The sequence below is a fragment of the Deinococcus aerius genome (assembly GCF_002897375.1).
Classification (GTDB): domain Bacteria; phylum Deinococcota; class Deinococci; order Deinococcales; family Deinococcaceae; genus Deinococcus; species Deinococcus aerius.
In genome coordinates this window covers 319,390-341,472 of the sequence record NZ_BFAG01000003.1, presented here as the reverse complement: position 1 = coordinate 341,472, position 22,083 = coordinate 319,390, and the positions used below count along the sequence as shown (strand labels likewise).

22 protein-coding genes are annotated in these 22,083 nt (G+C 67.1%); 8 read left to right on the top strand and 14 right to left on the bottom strand.

Going from position 1 to position 22,083, the window contains the following annotated elements; all coding sequences use genetic code 11:
• Positions 1-112 precede the first annotated feature (112 nt).
• On the bottom strand, positions 113-3,928 hold the full coding sequence (gene rnr / locus DAERI_RS06540) for a ribonuclease R (protein ID WP_235610279.1): 3,816 nt from the start codon (positions 3,926-3,928) through the stop codon (positions 113-115).
• A 250-nt stretch (positions 3,929-4,178) separates the two neighbouring features.
• A complete protein-coding gene (locus DAERI_RS06535; protein ID WP_235610278.1) occupies positions 4,179-4,958 on the bottom strand; it encodes an exodeoxyribonuclease III in 780 nt (259 codons plus the stop codon).
• Between the two features lie 96 nt (positions 4,959-5,054).
• On the opposite strand from DAERI_RS06535, the gene DAERI_RS06530 reads away from it, so the two are divergent.
• Entirely contained in the window at positions 5,055-5,363 is a 309-nt protein-coding gene (locus DAERI_RS06530) for a hypothetical protein (RefSeq protein WP_103128608.1), read from the top strand.
• Positions 5,364-5,389: 26 nt separating this feature from the next.
• On the opposite strand, the gene DAERI_RS06525 is transcribed toward DAERI_RS06530, so the two are convergent.
• On the bottom strand, positions 5,390-5,803 hold the full coding sequence (locus tag DAERI_RS06525) for a class I SAM-dependent methyltransferase (protein ID WP_235610277.1): 414 nt from the start codon (positions 5,801-5,803) through the stop codon (positions 5,390-5,392).
• Positions 5,804-6,250: 447 nt separating this feature from the next.
• Here DAERI_RS06525 and DAERI_RS06520 point away from each other — a divergent pair, with 447 nt between their 5' ends.
• On the top strand, positions 6,251-6,475 hold the full coding sequence (locus DAERI_RS06520) for a hypothetical protein (protein ID WP_103128607.1): 225 nt from the start codon (positions 6,251-6,253) through the stop codon (positions 6,473-6,475).
• A 142-nt stretch (positions 6,476-6,617) separates the two neighbouring features.
• On the opposite strand, the gene accC is transcribed toward DAERI_RS06520, so the two are convergent.
• The 3 genes from accC to efp all read right to left on the bottom strand — a co-directional run bounded on the left by accC (position 6,618) and on the right by efp (position 9,293).
• Complete coding sequence (gene accC / locus DAERI_RS06515; RefSeq protein WP_103128606.1) at positions 6,618-7,955, bottom strand: acetyl-CoA carboxylase biotin carboxylase subunit; 1,338 nt, start codon at positions 7,953-7,955, stop codon at positions 6,618-6,620.
• Between the two features lie 69 nt (positions 7,956-8,024).
• Positions 8,025-8,576, bottom strand: a complete 552-nt coding sequence (accB, locus tag DAERI_RS06510) for an acetyl-CoA carboxylase biotin carboxyl carrier protein (protein WP_103128605.1) — start codon at positions 8,574-8,576, stop codon at positions 8,025-8,027.
• Between the two features lie 159 nt (positions 8,577-8,735).
• A complete protein-coding gene (efp, locus tag DAERI_RS06505; protein WP_103128604.1) occupies positions 8,736-9,293 on the bottom strand; it encodes an elongation factor P in 558 nt (185 codons plus the stop codon).
• A gap of 226 nt (positions 9,294-9,519) precedes the next feature.
• On the opposite strand from efp, the gene DAERI_RS06500 reads away from it, so the two are divergent.
• Together DAERI_RS06500 and DAERI_RS06495 are read left to right on the top strand one after the other, a co-directional pair.
• Positions 9,520-10,254 (top strand): 50S ribosomal protein L25/general stress protein Ctc, encoded by a 735-nt coding sequence (locus tag DAERI_RS06500; protein WP_103128603.1) that lies wholly within the window; start codon positions 9,520-9,522, stop codon positions 10,252-10,254.
• A 78-nt stretch (positions 10,255-10,332) separates the two neighbouring features.
• The gene (locus tag DAERI_RS06495; protein ID WP_103128602.1) at positions 10,333-10,800 is read left to right on the top strand and encodes a cupin domain-containing protein; all 468 of its coding nucleotides are present in this window, start codon (positions 10,333-10,335) and stop codon (positions 10,798-10,800) included.
• 5 nt (positions 10,801-10,805) lie between these two features.
• On the opposite strand, the gene DAERI_RS06490 is transcribed toward DAERI_RS06495, so the two are convergent.
• The 7 genes from DAERI_RS06490 to sufC all read right to left on the bottom strand — a co-directional run bounded on the left by DAERI_RS06490 (position 10,806) and on the right by sufC (position 16,934).
• Positions 10,806-12,242, bottom strand: a complete 1,437-nt coding sequence (locus DAERI_RS06490; RefSeq protein ID WP_201262722.1) for an ATP-dependent nuclease — start codon at positions 12,240-12,242, stop codon at positions 10,806-10,808.
• Between the two features lie 99 nt (positions 12,243-12,341).
• Complete coding sequence (gene sufD / locus DAERI_RS06485; protein ID WP_103128601.1) at positions 12,342-13,694, bottom strand: Fe-S cluster assembly protein SufD; 1,353 nt, start codon at positions 13,692-13,694, stop codon at positions 12,342-12,344.
• A complete protein-coding gene (locus DAERI_RS06480; RefSeq protein ID WP_103128600.1) occupies positions 13,691-14,098 on the bottom strand; it encodes a PIN domain-containing protein in 408 nt (135 codons plus the stop codon). Before DAERI_RS06480 ends, sufD begins: the two co-directional genes overlap by 4 nt.
• Positions 14,099-14,317 carry a hypothetical protein gene (locus DAERI_RS06475; RefSeq protein ID WP_103128599.1) on the bottom strand — a complete coding sequence of 73 codons (219 nt, stop codon included), beginning with the start codon at positions 14,315-14,317 and terminating at the stop codon, positions 14,099-14,101.
• 58 nt (positions 14,318-14,375) lie between these two features.
• On the bottom strand, positions 14,376-15,779 hold the full coding sequence (sufB, locus tag DAERI_RS06470) for a Fe-S cluster assembly protein SufB (RefSeq protein ID WP_103128598.1): 1,404 nt from the start codon (positions 15,777-15,779) through the stop codon (positions 14,376-14,378).
• Positions 15,780-15,792: 13 nt separating this feature from the next.
• The gene (locus tag DAERI_RS06465; protein WP_103128597.1) at positions 15,793-16,158 is read right to left on the bottom strand and encodes a DUF4377 domain-containing protein; all 366 of its coding nucleotides are present in this window, start codon (positions 16,156-16,158) and stop codon (positions 15,793-15,795) included.
• Positions 16,159-16,163: 5 nt separating this feature from the next.
• Positions 16,164-16,934, bottom strand: coding sequence for a Fe-S cluster assembly ATPase SufC (gene sufC, locus DAERI_RS06460; RefSeq protein ID WP_103128596.1), 771 nt, complete (start codon positions 16,932-16,934; stop codon positions 16,164-16,166).
• 290 nt (positions 16,935-17,224) lie between these two features.
• Between sufC and DAERI_RS06455 the strand changes: the two genes are divergently transcribed.
• From DAERI_RS06455 to DAERI_RS06440, 4 genes are read left to right on the top strand one after another with little or no spacing between them, the layout of a single operon-like run.
• Positions 17,225-17,920: a MotA/TolQ/ExbB proton channel family protein gene (locus DAERI_RS06455; RefSeq protein WP_103128595.1), complete on the top strand. Its 696-nt coding sequence runs from the start codon at positions 17,225-17,227 to the stop codon at positions 17,918-17,920.
• On the top strand, positions 17,917-18,336 hold the full coding sequence (locus tag DAERI_RS06450; RefSeq protein ID WP_103128594.1) for an ExbD/TolR family protein: 420 nt from the start codon (positions 17,917-17,919) through the stop codon (positions 18,334-18,336). Before DAERI_RS06455 ends, DAERI_RS06450 begins: the two co-directional genes overlap by 4 nt.
• A 7-nt stretch (positions 18,337-18,343) precedes the next feature.
• Positions 18,344-20,467, top strand: a complete 2,124-nt coding sequence (locus DAERI_RS21940) for a hypothetical protein (protein ID WP_165794097.1) — start codon at positions 18,344-18,346, stop codon at positions 20,465-20,467.
• A gap of 45 nt (positions 20,468-20,512) precedes the next feature.
• Positions 20,513-21,205, top strand: a complete 693-nt coding sequence (locus DAERI_RS06440; protein ID WP_103128592.1) for a hypothetical protein — start codon at positions 20,513-20,515, stop codon at positions 21,203-21,205.
• A gap of 330 nt (positions 21,206-21,535) precedes the next feature.
• Here DAERI_RS06440 and DAERI_RS06435 read toward each other — a convergent pair whose 3' ends face one another.
• Entirely contained in the window at positions 21,536-21,826 is a 291-nt protein-coding gene (locus DAERI_RS06435) for a hypothetical protein (protein WP_103128591.1), read from the bottom strand.
• Positions 21,827-22,083: the final 257 nt, after the last annotated feature.

The following is a 22,083-nucleotide window of genomic DNA, read 5'->3' as shown; positions in this document are numbered from 1 at the left end:
GCCACCTGATAAGCTCCCCACTCCTACCGCTGGGCTGCTGTCCACTCATAACTCACGGCCAAAGGAAGCGGGCCAGAGGTTTTCCCCTGACCCGCTCTTTTAACCTTTTCCCTTACCCCTGTGGCCCGTTGCCGTTCCCCCGGCGCCCACGGCGGCGGCGGCGGCGTTTGGCGTCCGCGTCGCCCCCCTGGCCGCTGTCGGGCTGGGCCGGAGCCTGGGCAGCCTGCGGCGCACGGGGCGGCCGATTCCCCCCCTGCCGCCCGTTCAGGTCGCGCACGGCGCCCCGGTCGCTCCCGCCGCGCGAGAAGCCCTGGCCCCGTCCGCCACGGTCATTGCCATTGCGGCCCTCCCGCCCGAAGCCGCGCCCGCCCCGGTCGCCGCCCTGCCCCTCCTCGGGAGGCATGTTGTCCACCGTCCAGTCGCCGAAGTACATGCGCTGCACGGTGATGTTTACCGGACGCAGGTGCTCGTTGCGAGGGCGCTCCAGGGTGATGACCCGCCGCTTGTAGCCGCCGCCCTGGGGCCGTGCCGGGCCGCGCCCGTCCTGACCGCGTCCGTCCGGCTTGGGGCTGGGGGCAGCAGTGTTCCGTCCGCTGCGCTCCTGCCCCGCCTGCCGGGAAGGGCTGGCCGGGAGGGCGGGCGCCGGGTCGTCCAGCGTGAATTTCCGGGGCGCCGCCGTGCTCACGCTCTGGAGCTTCTCGCGCCGTTCGGCCTCGCGCTCCTCGCGGCGCCGGGCGCGGGGCCGGGTCGTGTTGTCGTTGCCGTCCATGTCGTTCTCCTGCGTGAAGTCGATTTGCCGTGCCAGGGGATTGACCTGGCTGATCGTCACGGTCACCGGGTCGCCCAGGCGGAAGGTGCGCCCATTCGAGCGGCCCCGCAGCATCTGCGCGTCCTCCAGGTAGATGTAGTAGTCGTCGTCGAGGTTGGAGATGTGCAGCTTGCCCTCCACCCCGTTGTCGAGCGCCACGAAAAGCCCGCTCGACACCACGCCCGCCACGTTGCCCGTGAAGGTCTCGCCCAGGTGCTCCTGCGCCCACTTCGCCTGGTAGTACTTCGTGAGGTCGCGCTCGGCCTCGGCGGCGGCCCGCTCGCGCTCGGAAGTGTGGTCGCCCATGCCGGGCAGCTTCGCCCGCAGGTCGTTCACCGCGCGGCTGTTCGCGCGCAGGTCGCCCGAAAGGACGCCCTTCAATACCCGGTGCACCAGAAGGTCCGGGTAGCGGCGGATCGGCGAGGTGAAGTGCAGGTACTCGTCAAACGCGAGGCCGAAGTGCCCCAGGTTCTCGCCCGCGTACTTCGCCTGCTGCATGCTCCTGAGCAGCAGCGTGTTCACCACGCTCTCGCGTGGGGTGCCCCGCACGCCCTTGAGGACGGCCTGGTAGGCCTTCGGCGTCGGCTCCCCGCCTGGGAACGAGATTCCCAGCCGCGCGATGGCGTTTGACGCATCCTGGAACTTCTGGAGGGTCGGTTCCTCGTGAATGCGGAAGAGGGCCGGAATCTCGCGCTCGATCAGGTAGTGGGCGACCACCTTGTTGGCGAGCAGCATCAGGTCCTCGATCATCCCGCGCGCCGTCTCCTCGCGGATGGGGATGAGTTCCATGCGCCCGTCCGGCCCCACGTCCACCTTCACCTCGCGCAGCTTGAAGTCGAGCGAGCCCTCGCGCAGCCGCTTCTGCCGCAGCTTGGAGGTGATCTTGAGCAGGAGGTGGAGGTCGCCCTCCAGGTGGCGGGCGTGGTCGGGCAGCGTCGCGGTCGCCTCCGAGTACGCCTGCACCTCGTCGTAGGTCAGGCGGGCCTTGGAGCGGATCACGCTGGGCGCGAGCTTCACGTCGAGGATGTCGCCCTCGGCGGAGAGCTCCACCATCGCCGTCATCGTCAGGCGGTCCTCGTACGGCACCAGGCTGCACACCCCGTTGCTGAGGTGCTCGGGGAGCATGGGCAGCACGCGGCCCGGCAGGTACACGCTCGTCGCGCGGGCGTAGGCCTCCTTGTCGAGCGGCGAGCCCTCGGTCACGTAGTGGCTCACGTCCGCGATGTGGACGCCGACCACAAAGGTGCCCTCCGGCGTGGGCTGGATGTGGATCGCGTCGTCGAAGTCCTTCGCGTCGCGCCCGTCCACCGTGAAGATGTTGAACTCGCGCAGGTCGAGGCGGCCCACGAGTGCCTCAGCCGGGATTTGTGTCGGGATCGCGTTCGCCTGCTCCAGCACGTCCGCCGAGAATTCACCGCGCAGGCCGTACTTGACGATGACCGCCTCGGTCTCGGTCTCGGGGTCGTCCTGCTCGCCGAGCACGCGGGTGACCTGCCCGAAGACCTCGTCCTCGCCGGTCTGCTCGGGCCAGAACAACTCGACCACGACGCGGGCACCGCTTTCCAGACCTTCCAGCCCCTCGGGCAGGAGCAGGATGCGGTGGCGGGCGCGGGGATCGTCGGGCTTCAGGATGGGGTGGCCCTTGCTGAATTCCAGCGTGCCCACGAGCTGCTTGTACGCGCGCTGCACGATGCGGGCGACCGAGGCGCGCGGGCTGCCGTCGCCGCGCTGACCGCGGCGGGGGCCGCTGCTCCGGCCATCCCTGCCACCATCGCCCCGGCCCTCCATGCGGACGAGCACGGTGTCGCCGTTCCAGGCCTCCATGGTGTGCTCGGGGGCCACGTAGAAGTCCTCGCCGCCGCTGTCGGGCACCACGAAGCCGAAGCCCGCTGCCGACGCCTGGAAGCGCCCGCGCACCAGGCTCATCGCCTCGGGCAGGCCGTAGGTGCGGCGCCGGGTGCGGATCACCTCGCCCGTGCGGGTCAGGTCGTCCAGCAGCGTCTCCAGGTCGCGCCAGTTCCCCAGGCGGTCGAGCATCTGCCGGGTAAAGGTGCGTTCCAGGTCGCGCACGTGGATGGGCCGCCCCAACTTGCGAAGCTGCGCGACGACGAGGGCGCGGGCGGGATCATCCTCGCCCTGGTCCGCCTCGTCCTCGGCCTGGTCAGTCGCCTCGGGCTCGGCCTGCGAGGGCGTGGCGGAAGCGGGAGCAGCCTGCTCGACCTCTGCTCCCCGTCTGGACTTACGGCCACGGCGAGGCGTCGGCGCGGGAAGGTCGTCTCCCGGCTCCACGAGCAGGGTGTCCACCACCGGGTCGGGCGTGTCCGCCTGGGCATCCCCCGTGATGGTGATGGTCGCCTCCGCGAGGGGCACGGGCTCCTCGACCTCCACGGGCTCCACGCCGCCCAGAACAGCGTCCAGGGGCACTTCACCGGGGGTCGTGGTCGGCTCCACCGCCTCGGGCTCGGGTGCTTTGACCTTCCGCCCCCGCCGTTTCTTCGGAACTTCGAGCAGGAGGGGGTCGGTCGGCTCGGCGACGGGCGGAATGACTTCCGGCGTCGGTGCGGCTTCGGTCTCAGCCTTGGGTTTCCGGTTACGCCGCGTCCTGGTGGTGGCGGGCTGCTCCTCGGCGGGAGGGGACGCCTCGGACGTCACCGGCTCGGGAGCAGTTGGAGTGGGTTCCGGGACGGCCTGGTCCGTTTGAGGCTTCGCCTGACGCTCGCGGCGTGTGCGCCGGGGTGCGGCCTCCGGCGCGGGCGCCTCAACGGCGGGAGCCGCCTCGACGGGCACTTCTTGGGCGGGCTGAGCTTTCGCCTTACGCTTGCGGCGGGGTTTGGGGGCAGTCTCCGCGCCCGGTTGATCCGCAGTCGCGGGACGCTCGGCCACGGCGTCCTGTGCCGCGTCTCCGGCAGTTTTCGCCGTGCGGGAAGAGCGCCCCCGCCGGGAGGTGCCGCTGTTCACGGGCTCGCTCGCCGGGGAAAGGGTTTCGTTGGTTTCGCTGGGGGCAGGGGCAGCACTCGTGCGCCCGCGCCTGGCCCGGCTGGTGGTCTTCGGTTGTTCTTGGGAGGGTGGCTGGACCTGCGAGGGGTCCTGCTCCACGCGCTCCTTTTTCGCTCTCGGCATTCCTCACCTGTCAGGACACCCGTGGAGTGTTCTCGTAGAGGACGCGGGGGGGCCACCTTCTGCACATGCACCTGAGCTGGCATGGTCGTGGCCCTGAGGCGTGCCTCTCACCCACGGGGTAGAGGGGTCGCTTGTCTCGGGCCGCGCCCGGTCTGCCCATGTGGGGCGGCGTGGGGACGCTGTCCTGTTGCCCGGCAGCGAGGTCAGTCTATCACGTGTTCCCGGTTCCTGTTCCTGTTTGGGCCTGCCTTTATCCGTTGGGGGAGGTCTGCCCGCCCAGGTCCACCGTCCCCGTCAGCGGCGCGTGATCGCTGAGGCGCGCGTCCCGGTCTACCCACAGGTCGCGCAGGGGCACACCCGCCGCGAGCAGGTAGTCGATGCGCCAGCCCACGTCGTTCGCGTAGGCATTTCCGCGACTACTCCACCAGGTGTACTCGGCGCGCTCGCCGAGGTGAGCCCGGTGCGTGTCCGTCAGCCCGGAGGCGAGGTGCGCCGTCATCCACGCCCGTTCGTGGGGCAGGAAGCCGCTGTTCTTGACGTTGCCGCGCCAGTTCTTCAGGTCCACCTCGCGGTGCGCCACGTTGTAGTCGCCGCCGATCACGAGGGGTAGGCCCTCGGCGAGCGTGGCGACTGTCCAGGCGTGGTAGTCGCCCAGCACGCGGTCCTTGAACGCCTGCCGCTCCGGGCCGCTGGAGCCGCTGGGCAGGTACACACTCGCAAAGCGCACCCCCCGCACCACGGCGCTCAGCACCCGGCCCTCGCCGTCCATCTCGGGGTGCGCCATGCCCACCCGCACATCGTCCAGCCCATGACGGCTGAGCAGCGCGACCCCGCTGTACCCCGCCTTCTGGGCCGGGAACCACGCCCCGGCGTAGCCCAGGGCGGCCAGCGCCTCCGGCATGGGGTCCGACCGCACCTCCTGGAGGAGCAGCACGTCGGGCCCCGTGCGCGCCACCCAGTCCACCAGGCCCTTGCGCAGCGCGCTTCGCAGGCCGTTCACGTTCAGGGTGGTGACCTTCAGGGCAGACACCCTGGGGAGGATAGCGTGTGCGCCCGGTCACCGCTCAAGGAACCCTCAGCCGATTCGTGTGCGTGTCCACCCGGCGTCCGGTACGCTGGCTCTACTATGGTTGACATCCAGTTCCGCGACGAGAAGGACGGCAGCGAATTCCAGATGACCCACCCCCGGGCGGGGCGCGTCCTAGACGACGTGCGGGCCTGGGCGGACCAGAACGGTTTTACCCACGTCACCTTCTGGCGCGACCGGGAGGACATGCACAAGCTGTGGGTTCAGCTCGGCGACAACCGCCTGAACTACTGGATTCACGACAGCACCTTCACCGAGGGCAAGCACGAGTCGGTCGAGATGCAGCTCGACTACGCCCGGGGGGCCCAGCGCCGCAGCGCCGCCGGATACGACAAGTTCGACAAGTAAGCGAAAGGAATAGGTTGGGGGAACCCTCAGGTGCGGGGGAACCGTCGGCTGACCTCGACGACCAGGTGAAGGTGGTCGTTGACAGGAAAGCCCTTCCCCTCGCCGTCCACGGTTAGGCCGTAACTCTGTGCAAGAGTGCCCGCGTCCGCCGCTGAGACGATCACAGGGACGCGGAGGTGGCGGGCGTTCGGCTGAGGGCTGGACCGCGCCGCATTCTCCTTCCCAGTCAGGACCCGCCACGTCTCCCGTAGGTGGTCCGGCCCGTGGGCTGCCACCACCATCTGCCCGCCTGGCTTGAGGACCCGCCGCGCCTCGGCGAGGGCCGTCACCAGGTCTGCCCGGTGGGCGAGGACCCGGACGAGCAGCACGGCGTCGAACGAGGCGTCCGGGAAGGGGAGAGCCTCGGCCGTGCCCGCGATGATGCGGGTCCACCCCCACACCCCGCCCCCGGTGTCCCCGCTCGCGCAGCAGGGACAGGAGCCGCCCGTCGCCCGCCCCTAGGTCGAGCACGTCGGCCTCCGGCGGAAGCCCGAGGGCGTCTAGCAACGGCTCGAAAGGCCAGGCCAACCCCGAGAGGCGGGAGAGGAGGGCGTCACGGTCGTGGAGGGCCATGGGGACAGCCTAGACCCGCGAAACGTTGTCCGGCGGGAGGTACGGGAGCATCAGTCCTGCCGCAGCAGACACCTTTTTCCGCCCCTGAAGGCTCGACTCACCGTTCCGTAGCCAAGCCTCCACGCAACCTTTACAACGGGGCCGGGATTACGTTTCGGCCCTGCCGGGCGGGACAGAGTTGGCCTGTGTCGGTTCAGGGAAGTTCGGGCCGCCCACAACGGTGTTCCCCGTTCGCCCCACGTTTTAGGCCCCTTTTTTAAGGAAGCAGGTACTCCATGAAACTCTCGAACATCATGTATGTCCTCGGCTTCGTCTCCATCCTGGCCTCGGCGGCCAGCTTTGCCACCGGCAAGGCAGATGGGGGTCCCGGCGATAAGAGCGGTGAGGAGAAGCAGCGCAGCGGCCTGTTCGTGGGCTTCTGGCCCCCCACGTTCTTCATCCTCGGCAAGATCATCGAGGACCGCGAGAACTCGGGCAAGAGCATCATCACCGGCGAATAAAGCAAATACAGGAGAAGGGGGCGTGGTGTAAAAGCCACGCCCCCTTCTCCTGGCTAATTTTCCCAACGGCGGAACACGGTCACGCTGAGCGAAGCAGCTCCAGACACGTCAGAGGCCCTTCGCTCAGGGTCACACGTCTTTTTTAAACTTCCAGCCGCGTTTTGAGGAAGTTGGTCATCACGGCGCCCCGCTTATAAAAGGGGTTTTCCATGATCTTGACGTAGAGCGGGATCGTGGTTTTCGGGCCGTGAATGACGGTTTCTTCGAGCGCCCGCTTCATGCGCGCGATGGCTTCCTCGCGCGAGTCATGATGAACGATCAGTTTGCCGATCAGTGAGTCGTAGTGCGGGGGAATCACATAGCCCGCGTAGGCGTGGCTGTCGACACGCACGCCGGGCCCGCCCGCGAAATGCACGTCGTCGATCTTGCCCGCCGCCGGGCGGAAGTCCTTGTCGGGGTCCTCGGCGTTGATGCGGCACTCAATGGAATGGCCGCGCAGGCGCACGTCCTCCTGCCGCAGGTGGAGTCCCTCGCCCGCCGCGATCTGGAGTTGCAGCTTCACGAAGTCCAGGCCCGAGATCATCTCGGAGACGCAGTGCTCGACCTGGATGCGGGTGTTCATCTCCATGAAGTAGTAGTTGCCGTCGCGGTCCACGATGAACTCCAGCGTGCCTGCGCCCGCGTAGTTAACGTGCCGGGCGAGGCGCACGCCCGCGTCCAGAATCTCCTGCCGCAGCGACTCGGGGAGGGTCGAGGGCGCTTCCTCGATCAGCTTCTGGTTGCGCCGCTGGATGGAACAGTCGCGCTCGCCGATGTGGATGACGTGGCCCTGGCCGTCGCCCATGACCTGCACCTCGACGTGCCGGAACTCCTCCAGGAACTTCTCCATGATGATCGCCGGGTCGCCGAAGTACAGCCGCGCCTCCTCCTGCGCCTGCCCGAAGGCCGAGCGCAGCTCCTCCTGCGTCCGCACGACCTTCTGCCCGCGCCCGCCGCCGCCCGCCGACGCCTTGAGGAGCACCGGGTAGCCGATCTGCTTGGCGGCGAGCAGCGCGGCGTCCACGTCCTCCAGCACGCCCGTGCCGGGGACGACGGGCACCTTGCTCTGGGTGGCGATGTCGCGCCCGCCCGCCTTGGAGCCCAGCGCCCGCATGGATTCCGGCGTCGGCCCGATGAAGACGATGCCGTGCTCGCGGCACATCTCCGCGAAGTCGGGGTTCTCGGCCATGAAGCCGTAGCCGGGGTGGATGGCCTCGGCGCCCGTCATCAGCGCCGCCGAGAGGATGTTGGGAATGTTGAGGTACGAGGCGTTGGAGGCGGGCGGGCCCACGCACACCGACTCGTCGGCGAGGAGCACGGGGAGGCTCTTCTCGTCGGCGGTCGAGTACACCACGACCGTCTTCACGCCCATCTCGCGGGCGGTGCGGATGACGCGCAGGGCGATCTCGCCCCGGTTGGCGATCAGGATTTTCTTGAACATGTTGCCTCCGGCAAGAGCGGAGGAGTTAGGGAAGCCCTTCCTGACCCCTAACTCCTACCCCCCACTCCTTCACTCGATGATGAACAGCGTCTGCCCGTACTCCACCGGCTCGGCGTTCTTCACCAGAATCTCGCGCACGGTGCCGCCCACCTCGGCCTCGATCTCGTTCATCAGCTTCATCGCCTCGATGATGCACAGCACCTGGCCGGGCTCGACCCGGTCGCCCACCTTGACGTAAGGCGGGGCATCCGGCGAGGACGCGGAGTAGAACGTGCCCACGATGGGCGCCTTGACGGGCGTTCCGGCGCTGGCGCTCTTCGCCGGGGCAGCGGGCGCGGGGTCGGCGGTCGGAGTCGCGGGTGCCGGGGCGGAGGACGACTCGCCCATGCTGGCCGCCGGGGCCCCCGCCGTCTCCGCGGGGGCCGCAGAAGGCTGGAAGCTGGGCATGGGAGCCGGGGCGGGCATCGGCGCGGCGGGCGCACTCGGCGCGAAGGCCGGGCCGCTTACAGCCTGTGGCCCCCGCTTGAGGTCCAGGGCGAAGCTGCCCGTCTTCAGGCTGAACTCGCGCACGTCGGCGACGCTCAGGGCGTCGAGAATCTTCTTGAGGTCGTCTGGGTTCATGGCCCCTCCTGTGGTGTGAAATCTGCTGCGCCCATCATGACCTGCCCCGGGCGGGTGAGGCTGTCACCCTTATCCGAACGGTCGTTAGGCTGGACCGAGTCTAACGGCAAAAGGAAGCGCCGCCCCCATCGCGGTGGGAGCGGCGGCTTCGGAGCTCATTTACGCGCGGCTGAGGTACTGGCCGGTGCGGGTGTCAACCTTCACGTCGGTGCCCTGCTCGACGAAGAGGGGCACCTGCACGACGGCGCCCGTCTCCAGCGTGGCGGGCTTGGTGCCGCCCGAGACGGTGTCGCCGCGCACGCCGGGGTCGGTCTGGGTGATCTTGAGGACCACCTGGTTGGGCAGGGTGATGCTCAGCGGCTTGTCGCCGTACATCGCCACCTCGACCTCGGTGTTCTCCTTCATGAATTTAGGGGCGTCGCCCAGGAGGGCGGGGGGCAGGTGGACCTGATCGTAGGTGTCGAGGTCCATGAACACGAAGTCGCCCCCATCCTTGTAGAGGTACTGCATCTTCTTGCCCTCCACGTAGATGTCCTGGAGCTTTTCGCCGCTGTTGAAGGTGCGGTCCACGATGGAGCCCGTCTCCATGTTGCGGAACTTGGTGACGACCTTGGCGCCGCCGCGCCCCATCTTGAGGTGGGAATACTCCAGGCACTCCCACAGTCCGCCGTCCATCTCCACCTTCGTGCCGTTACGCAGTTCAGTCACGCTGATCATGTGTGCTTCTCCTTTTTCTCGGGTCCGGGGCGCTCTGCCCTGGAGGAGCAGGGGGGGGCGCCGCGCGGCAACAGGCACGATTCTAGCAGAGCCCCCCGGGGAGGCGGAACCCACACGGCGCGGAAGTTTTGCTACACTGCCAGGGTTGCTTGGCCCCCGCCCCCGATTCCCGCAGGGACGCGGCGCGAAAGAGGCGGCCAAAGCCTTCCCCGGAGGACACACGCACATGGAACTGAAGGCCACCCCCCGCAAGAGCCAGGAGAAGCTGGCGCCCGGCATGATCCCCGCCGTCGCCTACAACAAGGAGCACAACGTCTCCTTCGCCATTGACCGCAAGGCCTTTGACCGCGCCTTCCGCCAGCAGGGCCTGACGGGCCTTTTCGACATCACCATCGAGGGCGGCGAGACTTTCCCCGCGCTCGTGAAGACCGTGCAGATGGACAAGCGCCGCCGCGAGGCCATCCACGCCGACTTCTACATGGTGACCTACGGCCAGCCCATCGAGGTCAGCGTGCCCCTGCACACCACCGGCAAGAGCCAGGGTGAGATCCAGGGCGGCCTGGTGGATATCGTCGTCCACAGCCTCGACGTGATCGCCCCCGGCCCGCGCCGCATTCCGCAGGAGATCACGGTGGACGTGACCCGCCTGGGCATCGGTGACCACATCACCGCCGGGCAGATCAAGCTCCCCGAGGGCGTCAAGCTCGCCGCCGACGCCGACCTCGTGGTGGTCAGCGTCCTGCCGCCCCGCCTCACGGCCGAGGAGCTGGCCGCCGAGCAGCAGGCCGCCCAGGTCGCCGGTCTGGTCGCCGCGGGTGCCCTCTCCGAGGAGGCCGCCGCCGCCGTGCTGGAGGGCGACGCCACCATCGAGGAAGTCAAGGCCGACGCGGTCGAGGCCCAGGAGCAGAGCAACACCGACGCCGAAGACCTCACCAACACCCCCCAGGGCGAAAAAGAGTAAGTTCACAGGGACGAGGAGGGCCGGGATTCCCGAGAGGGGTTCCGGCCTTCTTCCTTTGGGTCGGCGTTACCGTGGGGCATGACGCCCGAGTTGCTGACCCTCCCGTTGGGTGGCCCTGTTCCGAACAACACCTTGCCTGCCCGACTCTACCGCGCCGCCCTGAAAAGCCAAGCGCCCGCCCAGATCGAACAGCATCTCGCCGAGCGCGGCTGGACAAACGCCTGGCGCAATGGCATCTACCCCTTCCACCACTACCACTCCACCGCCCATGAAGTCCTCGTCATCGCCCGCGGTCAGGCCCGCCTCACCCTCGGCGGCGAGGGCGGCCCGCAGGTGCAGGTGGGAGAGGGGGACGTGCTGCTCCTACCCGCTGGGACGGGGCATAGGAATGACGGCAGCAGCGCCGACCTGCTGGTGATCGGCGCCTATGCCGGGGGGCGGGACTGGGACCTGTGCCGCCCGGAAGAGACGGACGTGGAGGAGGCACGGGAGCGGATTGGGCGGGTGCCGGGGTGGGAGAAGGAGCCGGTGGGCAGGGTGGAATAATGTCTTTAGATAAGTGCCTGTCGAACTTTATCAGTGACGTTTGCAATGTCAGTTACGTTTTCTGGCATACCCGCCCATACGGAAGCTAGCGCCTGCCATAATGTATCGGTGCCGATGACAAGCTCGTTCGCAGCGGATTTCAGCCAGTCATGATGGTCATCTTGCGTCATGCTCCTATTTAAAGCATCTATAGTCTCAGATGGCTGTCTTCCTATGCGCTCATAAACGTTTCCCCAATTTTTTTGTGCAAGAGACTCGAAAACTACTCGCTCTGGAACGTCCCCTCCTGGCAATAGGTTACACCCTGGACTCGCTGTTTGGTCTCCGTCTAAAAAAACTAAAGAAGGTCTCGGAAATCTATTCTGAGAAGCCATCATGCCTAATGCAATTCCAACCTGCGCTGATCCAAAAGGTATAATCTGGCACCTGGAAAGAACATCTTTATCACCAATAAATAGCATTTCTGACATTAACTTCTTCGCTATTTCATCTTCAACATATATGTCGCATTCAGGGTGTTGTTCTTCGTCCATTCGAGTCATGGCAAACTCAGGGCTAACGCCTGTTACGATGGATTTACCGCTTGCTCCGTCCATAATATAGACACGACCCTCTGAAGGTATTTCTTCCAATACATAGGGAGAATGAGTTGTTAATATAATTTGTAATTCCTTAAGTCTCGCAACTTCAGCCAAATCTCTTATGAGTCGTCTCTGCGCTCTAGGATGTAAAGAACTTTCCACCTCATCTATAAGAACAAGAGAATATCTTGGGAAATCTGCTGCTATTAGCTCGGCTGCTGTTATTTCTCCCGCGCCCTGGTGAAATCCTGAATACCTTGCTCCGGAACTGCTTATTACGGGTATATTACGTTTGAGGTCAATATTTGTGTTTGATATACCCGCATTTGAATATCTCTTACCCATGATATTCGAAAAGCGAGCCAATCTATCGGTGTCAAATGCTGTGTGAGTTCCTTCCGAAACGCCACTTTTGAGCAACTTTTGGTAGCCGACTCGTGCGTTTACGGGCTGTATTCTGCTTAGATCAATATAAATCACTTCTCGCTTTGGCCTCTCAGGATTCCCTCTCCATCTATCCGAGGGCTTTCTAATATTCTTGGTCTGCGAGTTGCTGCCCTCTCTATAGGCAAATCTGATGTTTGCGCTGGTTATCTGTTCAAAGGGGGTGTCTGGAAAAAAGTCTGATGCGAATTTATCTTTTTTTGCATCGCTTCTATAAACGGACGCTGCTGCTTGAAGTATAGTGCTTTTCCCTGATCCGTTCTCTCCAACTATAGCTACTATTGGGAACGAGAAATCCACCCTTTGGCCGGTCCAACCTCTTAGGTTGGATATTTCAATCCACTCAAGTCTTTTAGGATAGCTTTGTCCGGTGTTCCATTTGCTTTTAAGAAGTCTAATTTCCTTTGAAATGGGCATGGTTGAAAATAGCATAAAATTGGCCTGCGCGAGAGTGAAGAAGTGGCGGCCAGCCCCTCACCAGGACTGACCGCTGTGGTTGAAAGCTGATCGCTCCCCCTACGCCGCCCCCACCTTCTCCGCGATGATGCCCTCGATGTACTTCACGACGCTCTGAAGCGGCACGCGCGCGAGTACGTCCTCCAGGAAGGCGGTGACGAGCATCTTCTCGGCGAGTTCCTTGTGGATGCCGCGCGAGCGCAGGAAGAACAGGGCCTCCTGGTTGACGGGGCCGGTGGTCGAGCCGTGCGAGCAGCGCACGTCGTTCGCGTTGATCTCCAGCTGGGGCACCGAGAAGTTCTGCGCCTCGCTGGAGAGCATCAGCGTGCGGTGCTTCTGGTAGGCATCGGTCTTCTGGGCGCCCAGGTCCACCTTGATCATGCCGCTGAACACGCCCACCGACTGGTCGGCATTCACACCCTTGTACAGCAGGTCGGAGTGCGCGTGCGGCGCGGCGTGGTGCTGGAGCGTGTAGTGGTCGAAGTGCTGATCCTCGCTGGCGAAGTACAGCCCCAGCATCTCGGAGTCGCTGCCCTGCCCGCGCAGGTAGGACTGCATCTCGGTGCGGCTGAGGGTCCCGCCCATCGTCACGACGAGGCTGTTGAGCGTCGCGTCCCGGTAAACGTCGCCCCGCTGGCGCTGGATGTGCGTCACACCCTTGCCCCAGTTCTGGATGGAGACGTAGCGGAGCCGGGCGCCCTGCTTGACCACCAGCTCGACCGCGCCGATGGCGTAGGTGCCCGGCAGTTCCTCGCTGTCCTGCTCGTCGATGAAGGTGACCTGCGCGTTCTCCTCCGCCACGACGAGGGTGCGGGTGGCCGTGTAGGTGCCCGCCTCGCTCATGACGCGGAAGGAGCCGAGGGGCAGCTCGACCTCGACGCCGCGCGGCACATACACGAACGCGCCGTTCGTCCACAGGGCCGCCGCCAGCGCGGAGAACTTGCCCTCGCTGGGGTCGGGGGACTTGCTGGGCGTGGTGCCGGGTGCGGCGATGGTGGTGTCGTCGGGCACTTCCGCCGGAACCACGCTGTAGAGGTACTGCTGCACCTTGTCCGCGTGCTGCTCCACCGCCGTCTTCAGGTCGGTGAAGATCACGCCCTTTTCACGCAACTCGGCGGGCAGTTCGGTCGCGTACACCACGTCCGGGCCGTCCAGCACGAGGTAGGCGCCCACGTCGGTGCTCGTCAGGCGCTTCTGCACGCTCTCGGGTAGGGCGGAGATGTCGGTGACGCGCTCGCGCTTGGGGTGGGGGCGCAGTTCGCCGAAGTCCACGTCCACGCGGGTGTACTTCCAGGCCTCCACGCTCTCGGAGGGAACATCGAGCTGGTTGAACAGTTCGAGGCTTTCGCGGCGCTTGGCGGTCAGCCATTCGGGGCCGCCGGTCTGGTTCAGTTGATCGGTGAATTGGGTCATCGTTCCTCCTGCTGCCAGTCCACCAGTTGTAGACCGGGAATTTTCTGAAAGTGTCGGGTATTGCGGGTGACGAGCGCCGCGCCATGTCGTAGAGCGGTGGCGGCGATCAGCAGATCGGCGTCGTCGGTGGGCGTTCCTGCTGCCCGCAACTGATCGTGCATGCGGGCAGCCATGTCCGCCGCCTCCGCGTCAAAATCCAGCGAAGGCAGAAATGCCAGTAGGTTGTCCAGCACGCCCAGCCGCCGGGAATACTCAGGCCTCAGCAGACTGCGCCGCGCCTCGAATCGCACCACGGAAGGAACAGCCAACACCTCGCCCGCCGTCACCGCTGTGCGGTAATGACGATCTGCCAGAGGCTCACGCTTTTGCACAGCAATCAGGATGTTGGTGTCCAAGGCCAGCATCTACGATTCGTTCTCCAGCGGAACGGTGCGCCAGGGGCGTCGCCTCGTCCCCTCGTCCCAGGCGGCCTGTTCTTCCGGGGTCCACCCTTCCTGAAAGGCAGCGAGGGCCTCCAAATGACGCTGGATTCGCTCCTCGTTCTCCACTACCTCAGCAACACGCCGCAACGCCTCCGGCGAGAGGCGATCGATCCGCTCGTGCAGTTCCTTCGGTGCCGTCATGCTTTCCCCCGACGAGGTAAGAGCCGCACCCGGTCAGAGTGCGGCCCTCGGACCAGCTTCAGCCGACCGAGCCTTCCATCTCCAGCTCGATCAGGCGGTTCAGCTCCACCGCATACTCTAGGGGGAGTTCCTTGGCGATGGGCTCGATAAAGCCGCGCACGATCAATCCCGCCGCCTCGTCCTCGCTCAGGCCACGGCTCTGGAGGTAGAGAATCTGCTCGTCGTTGATCTTGGAGACGGTCGCCTCGTGGCCCACGCTGGCGTCCTTCTCCTCGATCTCGATGTAGGGGTAGGTGTCGGTGCGGGCTTCCTCGTCCAGCAGCAGGGCGTCACACTCCACGTTCGTCTTGCTGCCGCGCGCCCCCTCGTAAATCTTCACGAGGCCACGGTAGCTGCTGCGTCCGCTGTCCTTGGAGATCGACTTGGACACGATGGTGCCGCTGGTGTAGGGCGCGAAGTGGACGATCTTCGCCCCGGCGTCCTGGTGCTGGCCGCGGCCCGCCATAGCGATGCTCAGCACCTCACCACGGGCGCCCTCCTCCAGCAGGTAGCAGGCGGGGTACTTCATGGTGACCTTGGAGCCCAGGTTGCCGTCCACCCACTCCATCACGCCGTGGCCGTACACGGCGGCGCGCTGCGTGACGAGGTTGTAGACGTTGTGGCTCCAGTTCTGGATGGTGGAGTAGCGGAAGCGGGCGCCTTCCTTGACGATGATCTCGATCACGCCGGAGTGGAAGGAGTCGCTGGCGTAGGTCGGCGCGGTGCAGCCCTCGATGTAGTGGGCCTGCGCGCCCTCGTCCACGATGATCAGCGTGCGCTCGAACTGGCCGCTGCTCTCCGCGTTGATGCGGAAGTACGTCTGAAGGGGAATGTCCACCTTCACGCCCTTGGGCACGTACACGAAGGAGCCGCCCGACCATACGGCGGAGTTGACGGCCGCGAACTTGTTGTCCTCGGGCGGCACGACGGTGGCGAAGTACTCGCGGAAGAGGTCGGGGTACTGCCGCAGGCCGTCCTCGATGGAGAGGAACACGACGCCGAGCTTCTCCCACTCCTCCTTGAGGTTGTGGTACACCATCTCGGACTCGTACTGGGCGCCGACGCCCGCCAGGGCCTTGCGCTCGGCCTCGGGGATGCCCAGGCGCTCGAAGGTCTGCTTCACGTCGTCGGGCACGTCGTCCCACGAGCGGGCGTTGTAGCCCTCCGGCTTGATGTAGTAGTAGATCTCGTCGAGGTTTAGGCCCGAGAGGTCCGCGCCCCAGGTCGGCATGGGCTTGGACAGGAAGATGTCGAGCGCCTTGAGGCGGAAGTCGAGCATCCACTGGGGCTCGTCCTTGGCCTTCGAGATCATTTCGACGACCTCGCGGCTCAGGCCCTTGGGCGCCTTGACGGCGTACCGCTCGGGGTTGCTCCAGCCGTACTCGTACTGGGCGTTGATGTTGGCAACTTCAGGGTTGGTCATGGGAATTGCTCCTCTAGGGTTGACCGGGAACAGCGATGGTGGAGTCGGGCGTCTTTTCTAGGACTTGCTTGAGGGCGTAGGAGGTCGGGAACGGATCTCCGATGGGGCTGGAGTAACTTGTCGCATTGACGAGGAGGCGATAGCGGTGGCCGGACTGATGGCCGAAGCCGAGGATGGTGTCCTCAAATGGCTGCCAGACATCGCTCGCGGAGGCGGCCCCCGGTTTCACGAGGAGACACGCGCGCGGCAGCCCACCGAACGATTCCGGGCAGGGCGTCTTGTTGGGCGCCACCGTCAGGGAGATTTCCTTGACATGTGTGTCCGAGCAGGCCGTCAGGCCGAGGCCCGCCGCCATTCCCACCAGGAGCAGGCGCCGCATCTTTCTTACGCGCCCGCTACCGCGAACTGCTTCACCCAGTCGTAGCCCTCGGTGTCGAGCCGCTGAGCGAGTTCGGGACCACCGGACTGCACCACGCGCCCGTCCACGATGACGTGAACCTTGTCGGGCACGATGTAGTTCAGCAGGCGCTGGTAGTGGGTGATGATCAGGCCGCCGAGGTTGGGGCCGCGCAGGCTGTTCACACCCTTGGCGACGATCTTCAGCGCGTCCACGTCGAGGCCGGAATCGGTCTCGTCCATGATGATGTAGGTGGGGTCCAGCATCAGCATCTGGAGGATCTCGTTGCGCTTTTTCTCGCCGCCGGAGAAGCCGTCGTTGAGGTAACGCTCGACGATGCTCTCGTCCCACTCCAGCACCTTGAGGGCGTTCTGGAGCTTGCCGTAGAACTCCATGAAGCCGACCTCCTCGCCCTCGGGCTTGCGGGCCTGCATGGCGAGGCGCAGGAAGTTGGCGATGGTCACGCCGGGAATCTCGACCGGGTACTGGAAGGCCAGGAAGACGCCGAGGCGGGCGCGCTCGTCGGGTTCCATCTCCAGAATGTTCTGGCCGTCGACCAGCACCTCGCCCTCGGTCACAGTGTACTCGGGGTCGCCTACGATCACCTTGGCGAGGGTGCTCTTGCCGTTGCCGTTCGGCCCCATGATCGCGTGCAGTTCGCCGCGCGGCACGACGAGGTTGACGCCCTTGAGGATAGGCTGGTCACCGACGGAGGCGTGGAGGTTGCGGATTTCGAGCTGGTGGGGCTGATCAGTCATGGGGCTCCTTGTGCTGGGGGTCCTGCGTCTCAGGTCATTCCCGGTCGCGCTTCTTGAGAATGATTCCTACTTACTGCGCCATTGTACCGAGTCGGGGGGCTAAAGTCGAGTGGTTTGCTGAGGATTCGAGGGGGAGCGGAGTGCGTGTACGTCGCACAGGAACAGGGATTTGGGGGGGAAGGCGTGCCCCCGCTGAGCGCCGCCTCCAGCCCCCCGCATGCTCCACCGGATGAGTTCCTGACGAAACTTTTTCACCCTTGCCACGCCACCACGTGCTACCCGTGAGGACAATGAATCTTCTGGCACTGATCCAGGCCGCCGGGCCGCTGCTGTGGGTGTTGCTGGCCCTGTCCGTGTACGTCGTATACATCGCCGCCGTGCGGGCCCAAACCCTCGCCCGGCTGGGGCGCGACCCCTCTGCCCTCATCGAGCGGACGCGCGCCGTCACCGCTGAGAGTGGTCCTGCCGCCGCCCTGGCCGAGGTGGACCGGGCCGCCGACCCCACGCCCGCCGCCACCGTGCTGCGCGCGGGCCTCAGCCGGGCCGACCGGGGGGTGGACGCCGCGCAGGCCGCCATGAACGCGGCCGTTCTCGCGGAGGACGCGCGGCTGTACGCGGGGCTCTCGGCGCTCGGCACCGCCGCGCAGGTCGCCCCGCTGCTGGGGCTGCTGGGCACGGTGATCGGCATGGTGCGCTCGTTCCTGGTGTTCTCGCAAACGTCCTCGCCCACGCCCGCGCAGCTCGCCACCGGCATCAGCGAGGCGCTCGTCAATACGGCGGCGGGACTCATCGTGGCGATCATCGCCTACGTGGCGCGCAACGCGCTGCGGGCCCGCGCCGACCGCATCGCCACCCAGGCCGAGCGGGTGCGCGAGGAACTGCCCGCCTGGCTCTCGCCGCGCGGCCTGACCCCGCTGACCCGCCAGGCGGTCCCCGAGGTCGCCCTGAACTTTGAGGCCGTCCCGGCGGGCGGGGCCTCGCGGTGAGGCGGCGACTGCGCGAGGGCGAGGGCAGCGGCGTGACCTTCGACTTCGCCCCTATGGTGGACATCGTGTTGCTGCTGCTCATCTTCTTCTTCCTGACGAGCAGCCTGGGCGCCCGGCAGAATGCCCTGCCCCTCGACCTGCCCCGCGCGAGCACGACTGTGCAGGAGACGCCCGCCCTGCCCATCGTGAGTGTGGACCAGAAGGGGAAGGTCTTTCTGAACGGCAAGGAAACGACGCTGACCAGGCTCGGCGGGCAGCTTGGGCCCCTATTGAAAACGTCGGGCGGCGTGGTGGGCCTGCGCGGCGACGAGCGGGGAAGCTACGGCACGGTCGTGCAGGTGATGGACGTGATCAAGCGGGCGGGCGGGGAACGCCTGGCGCTGGGCACCCGCTCCGCGCGGAGCAGCGAACGGTGAAACCCGCATGATGACGCTGCCTACGCCCCGTCCCCCTTCCAGCCCAGAACGTCGGGAGCGGATGCGCGCTGCCGGAGTGACCGTGGCCCTGCACGCCGCCCTGCTCCTGGGCCTGCTCGCCGCGCGGCCCGACCTGCGCCCCCCGGCGCTGAGTTCGCCGCCCGACCTCCGGCGCGCCCCGCTGGAGGTGGTGACGCTGGCCCCCCCGCCGGAGGAGACGCCAACCTCGGCCCTCACGCCTCCGGCACGCGAGCGGGTGACGACTCCGGCGAAGCCTGCCGTCACGGCCACACCCCGGACCCAGCCCACCCCGCCGATTCGGACGCCGACTCCACCCAAGCCTGCCGCCACGCCGCCGCGTCAGGCCACTCCCCCGGCGCCTCACCCCACGTCCCCAGCCCGGCAGCCCGCGGTGCAGGAAAGGGCTCCAGCCGCATCTGCCGCTCCTGCCCCCCGACCTGAGGCCGAAACCTCCGGCGGGCCAGTCACCCCCGCCCCGGCGGCGGCACCGATCCGGCCCCTTCCCCAGACTTCCGAGCAGGTGAGGGTCGAGTCCGCCGTGCCCCGGGACGCGGCGGCCTTCCCACAGCCGCAGGCCCCAGAAGCGGCTCCCGCCGCGCCCGAGAGGACGGCTACCCCGGCTCAGGAGACCCCGGCGGAGGCCCGCGCCCCCGAGCCGGAACCGCAAGCGGAGGCCGCGGACACGCCCGCCGCCCCGGTAGCGGCCACGGCGGCCCCAGCGCCCGACCCTGAGCCCGTGACCGCCCTCCCGCGCCGCGAGGATGCCGTGCCCACGAGTGCGGCGGAAAGCGCCTCGCCCGCCCGGGGCACGGCGACCGCAACCGAGGAACCCGCCCCGGCCCGGAGTGCTGCGGCTGCCGCACCTTCCGTCACGGGTGAAACCGCCGAGGCCCGCCTTCCCCCGCGTTCTTCAGGAGCGCCGCAGGGGAGTGCTCCCGAAACGCCGACCGCGACGCGCGGAACCCTAGCCCCCGCCGAAACCGAGGCCGTCGCGGGACGGGAGGGAACCGTCAGCCGCGCGCCCCAGGCCGCGGCCCCGGACGCCCCGGTGGCCTCGCGCAGCCCGGTGCCGGCCGCTGCGCCCGCTTCCGAGGCTCCAGCGGCGACCCGCCCCTCCACCTCGTCCACACCCCAGGCTGCCGCCCCTGCGAGCCCGGCGACCCGGACGAGTCCGGCGCCCGGCTCCACCGCCGCTGACCCCGCCCCAACACCGACACGCGGGAACGGACAGGGCAACTCCAGCGCGCCCGTCGCCGAGACGGCCCGGCCTGCCCCCACGCCCGGGACTCCCGCCGGAACGGGGGAGGGCACGGCCAGCCCGGCGCCCCGCTCCGGCAGCGCCCCGGGCGACGCGAGCCCCGGCACTCAGGCAGAGGCTCCGTCGCGCGGCGCGGCGGGCAGCAGCGGGACGACCCCGAACGCCCCGGCCTCCCCGCGGGAGACCTCGGGTGGGGGGACGGGTAATGGTGCGGGGAGCGCTCCCGACCCCGCTCCGGCAGCGGGTGGACGGGGCGATACGGGCGGCTCGGACACGGCTCCCGACGCCGGGACGGCCCCCACCCCCGCCGGAGGACGCGGGGGCGGCACGGGTGGCGGCGGGAACGGCGACGGTCCCTCCGGCGACGGCGGCACTCCGGCCTCCGGGCGACCGGGAGCGGGCGGAGGCTCGGGGGCCGGGACCACCCCCGGGGGCGGCTCGGGCGGCATTGAGACGGCCCGCGCGGGTGGCGCGGGCACGGCGGTCTCCGGCGACGAGAACCGCCCGCTGAACTGCACCGTCGTGGTGGACGTGCGTGGCCTGGGCAACTTCCAGCGCGACATGACCAGCTTCGTCTATGACGAGAGCGGCCATCAGCTCTGGCCGGACGCCGCTCTTGTCAAGGGCGTGAGTTCCCAGCTCGTGCAGGAGGGCAGCCTTCACACCTACATCACCTCCGAGAGCCAGATCGGGGGGTTCAAGAACGTCACCCGCGTGAAGGCCGCCCGCGTCCAGCAGCCGCGGATCGCGCCCAACTCGACCGTGTACACCGACGCCGTGCTGGGCGCGGGCGCCGCCGCCCAGTTCCGTTCGGCGGGGGCCGCCTGCCGCGTCGTCTATCTCAAGGACTGAGCGCGTCAGCCCCCCGTCATTCCTCCCTGCTAATTGAGGTGCAACATGCGTAAACCTGTTCTCCTGGCCCTGACCGTCCTGCTCTCCGCCCCGGCGCTCGCCTGGGTGCCCAAGCTGGAGGAGACGACCGCCAAGAACGTCATCGACGGCGCGTATGGCCGCCGCGACCCGGTGCCCACCTACCAGACCATCGACCTGAACGTGAAGGACGGCAAGTTCGCCGCCGGGGAAGGGGTCGTCAAGGCCTTTGACGGGGGTGACCAGTGCGTGGCCGACTGGCTTGCCAAGCCCACCGACTTCACCGGCGGCAGCCGCCCCGCCACCATCACCGCGAGCGGGCAGGCCGACCAACTGTATTTCCAGGCGGTGGACGCCCGGGACAACTTCAAGAACCTGAGCGCCGCCGATGCGCTGGGGGCGGACCTTGCGGGCAAGCGCCTGGCGGACGGATTGCTGCGCGTGGACATCAACGTGCGCGGCCTCCCCAGCGAAAAGGCGCGCGATGCCTACCTCGTGCGGCTGAAGGGCAAGGACGGCAAGATGGTCGCGCCCGCCCGCCGCAGCTTCGTGAACGACTTCAAGCAGGACGCGGGCACCTGGACGGGCACCCTGGTCTACTACTTCGAGCCGCTGAAGGCCGGGATCGGCGCCAGCGACAAGGTGGAGATGCTGCTCCGCACCGAGGCGGACACGAACTGCGCCTACAGCGTGACCCTGGACCTGGGCAGCTTCCAGTAAGGGACGTTGAGTTCTGGCCGTCCACCACTGCTGAAAAGCCGGGGCGGACGGCCAGGAGCTTTTCCTACGGCTACCCGCGTCACTGTGCCACCCCAACCCGGAAGTCGGGAGGGGTCAGGTTTTGTGAGTTTCGGCCAGGCTTTGATCTCCACGCCGTCCCAGCTCTGGAACCGGCGCTGAGGGGGCGATGTTGCTCCGCCCCCTCACTCCTGGCTGTGTTGACCCTCTCCAACGGGGGGAGAGGGTCAACACAGCCACAAGCGCGTTGTCCCGGGTTGAGATACAACCCCGGGTTTCGACGACCTGCGGGAACCTCGTGTAGCAGGGCCTTCAGGCTTGATCGTTGTCGGTAACGTCGCCCGCCCGCCCAGTCTCCTGGGCATGGCTGCCCGCGCCCCCCGACCCGTCATCGGGGATCAGGGCCGCGCCCACAGCGCCCACCATCGCGCCGCTGCCCACTCCCAGCCCGGCCACGGTGGTCGCTGGCAACGCTACGGGCACGCCCCCGTCCTCCCGGCGCTCCTCTCCCGGGGTCGGGGCGTTGGTCGTGTTCTGGGTTGCCGCCTCGATCTCCTCCACGGACTTGCCCAGCGGCGTCGTGTCCTTCAGGTCGTCACTCATACCCAACCTTGACAGCCGGCGCGTGAGGGAGGGCGACAACACCGTGAAGCGTTGTTCATCAGCCTTCCCCCGGCAGCGGTCTGGGACGAGACTGAAACCTGCCTAATTTCGCCGCGGCAGCGCCCGGGTAGAGCAGGTCAAAGGCAGAAGGCGAAGGCCCTCAGGGTTTGGCCTTCTGGGCGGCTGTCGCGAGGAGCCTGCGTCAAGGCTCAACTCTGAGTAACGCGAAGGGTCTGGCCTGAGGAGGCTCCGCAGTC